Here is a 205-nt window from a genome sequence, read left to right as displayed (position 1 = left end):
AAAAAGCCTGCTCGTTGAGCAGGCTTTTGAATTTGGTCGGTGATAGAGGATAACTCGCCACTACGTGGCTCGCCCTACGGGCCGTTGCTGACGCAACGTTCTCTCGCTCCGCTCGAGTCGAACCTCTTCCCCCGGAGGTTCTCATCCTCACAAACTACAGATGCAAAAAAGCCTGCTCGTTGAGCAGGCTTTTGAATTTGGTCGG

The 205-nt window shown here is 53.7% G+C and carries 1 other RNA gene; it reads right to left on the bottom strand.

Annotation, left to right across the window (positions count from 1 at the left end):
- Window positions 1-33 precede the first annotated feature (33 nt).
- A non-coding RNA gene (locus tag IAE27_RS29485) (RtT sRNA) lies at window positions 34-165 on the bottom strand.
- Window positions 166-205: the final 40 nt, after the last annotated feature.

This window comes from Klebsiella sp. S69, assembly GCF_016516145.1.
In the GTDB taxonomy this organism is placed as follows: Bacteria; Pseudomonadota; Gammaproteobacteria; order Enterobacterales; family Enterobacteriaceae; genus Klebsiella; species Klebsiella oxytoca.
Note: the sequence above shows the minus strand (reverse complement) of the source record. Positions and strands in the feature narration are given on the sequence as shown.